The organism is Colwellia sp. E2M01, assembly GCF_018860585.1.
Lineage (GTDB): Bacteria > Pseudomonadota > Gammaproteobacteria > Enterobacterales > Alteromonadaceae > Colwellia.
Genome location: NZ_JAHKPR010000080.1, coordinates 1 through 1,555 on the forward strand (window position 1 = coordinate 1; position 1,555 = coordinate 1,555).

A 1,555-nucleotide genomic window follows, 5' to 3' on the forward strand; every position below is an offset into this window, starting at 1 on the left:
AATTTAATCAGATTGGTATTATATTGGTAATTGCCAAATTAGCTCGGTATGATGATTATTAAGCCAGTCCTTAGCTTCTGTATAAGCAGGACAGTGCTTCTCAACTAATAACCAAAAATCTGTTGAATGATTCAAATAGGTTAAATGGCATAGTTCATGAATTATCACATAATCAATTACAAAAATTGGCGTCATCATCAGCAAGTAATTAAAGCTGACTTCTCCTCGGTTATTACAACTCCCCCAACGCGCTTTATACTGACGAATATTTACTTGCTTTGGGATAAGAGCCGTTTGTTTAGTTAATTGTTCGAGGCGTTCAAAAATGAGCTGTTCAGCTTCTTGTTTAAAGTAAACTTCTAATTGTTTTTTTACCTGTTTAGCAATAGCAAAGGGTGTGGTCAGTTTATTATTTACTCTGTCGCTAATCACAACATTAAGTTGTCGTAAACTCGTGTTGCAAGCGAGTGGGTTATTATCTGTTGAGTTATTATTGATAGGTTCAAGTGCTTGTATAAGGTCTGTGTCGTTCTGCACACAACTAGCAATAAAAACACTGGCGTGTTTTGCCAAACTAATATTTAGACTAAGCGGCTCGCCTAAGAAAAATAACTGTGACCCTTGAGTAAAGTCAAAACAGCTGGGTCTTGCGCTATGCTCTGCTAACTTAGTGCGCAACCAAACTGATTTTTGCTCAATAAAACTATCAATAAATGCTGTGGTAACGTAATGAGGGGCGCGAACAGTGATCTGCCCTTGATTCACTTGTAAACCTAATGTTTTTCTACGCTTACTGCGAATAAGTTTATATTCAAGCATTAAAATTTAACCATTACCTAGGTAGAAAACTTATATATGAAGCTTATATTTAAAAATAATACTGAAAACTAACTAATTAACCTAAGTTAGCCAGCTTCGCTCAACTTTTCTTCTGTAACTTTAGCTCTACTTTTTTTAGCTTTAGGTACTGCTTTCTCGGTTGATTTATCAGCCATTTTTTGCTCTTCAATATCAACAACACCTACACTAGAAGCGTTAGTTTTCTGCTCTACTGTTGTCGCGATTGGTTGGCTCGCAGACTTTTTAGCTGGTGTTTTTTTAGCAGGTGCTTTTTTGGCGAGTAAAGCAATAAGTACTTCTTCTCTGTGTTGCGCTAAGAAAATACTTAACTCTTCATTTGCACTATCACTTAACTCGACTGTAGATTGGGTAAACATTTGGCTTAAATTGTCAGCCATATCCAACATTTTGTCATATTCATCAGCTGATTTCTTATCCATAAATGTTTTCGCCTCTACCCCGTTTCTAATTACTACAAACCGACTTTCAACTGCCATTAGCTTTCCCCGTTTTACTTTTAAATTGATAACAACTCAAAAAGTGCTGTTAAAAATTAACATTTACCAAAAAATAGTATAGTTACCATAACACACTAAAAAATAACTGTATATATAAACAGTTTTATTGTGAGCGGTTTTAGTAGTCGTATCAATTTATACCAATTTGATTAAATTTCTTCCCAACTCAGAGCTATGCTCGATGTGCAATGGCAAGG

General features: G+C 35.2%; 2 protein-coding genes. Both read right to left on the minus strand.

What is annotated here, in order from left to right; translation table 11 throughout:
* Nucleotides 1-18 precede the first annotated feature (18 nt).
* Nucleotides 19-819 carry a SprT family zinc-dependent metalloprotease gene (locus tag KO502_RS15290; RefSeq protein WP_216023438.1) on the minus strand — a complete coding sequence of 267 codons (801 nt, stop codon included), beginning with the start codon at nucleotides 817-819 and terminating at the stop codon, nucleotides 19-21.
* Between the two features lie 86 nt (nucleotides 820-905).
* Nucleotides 906-1,337 carry a YebG family protein gene (locus KO502_RS15295; protein WP_216023439.1) on the minus strand — a complete coding sequence of 144 codons (432 nt, stop codon included), beginning with the start codon at nucleotides 1,335-1,337 and terminating at the stop codon, nucleotides 906-908.
* Nucleotides 1,338-1,555: the final 218 nt, after the last annotated feature.

Excerpts from the sequence above, each read along its gene's own strand:
- KO502_RS15295 (WP_216023439.1), bottom strand. The coding sequence starts at position 1,337 with ATGGCAGTTGAAAGTCGGTTTGTAGTAATTAGAAACGGGGTAGAGGCG.
- KO502_RS15290 (WP_216023438.1), bottom strand. The coding sequence starts at position 819 with ATGCTTGAATATAAACTTATTCGCAGTAAGCGTAGAAAAACATTAGGT.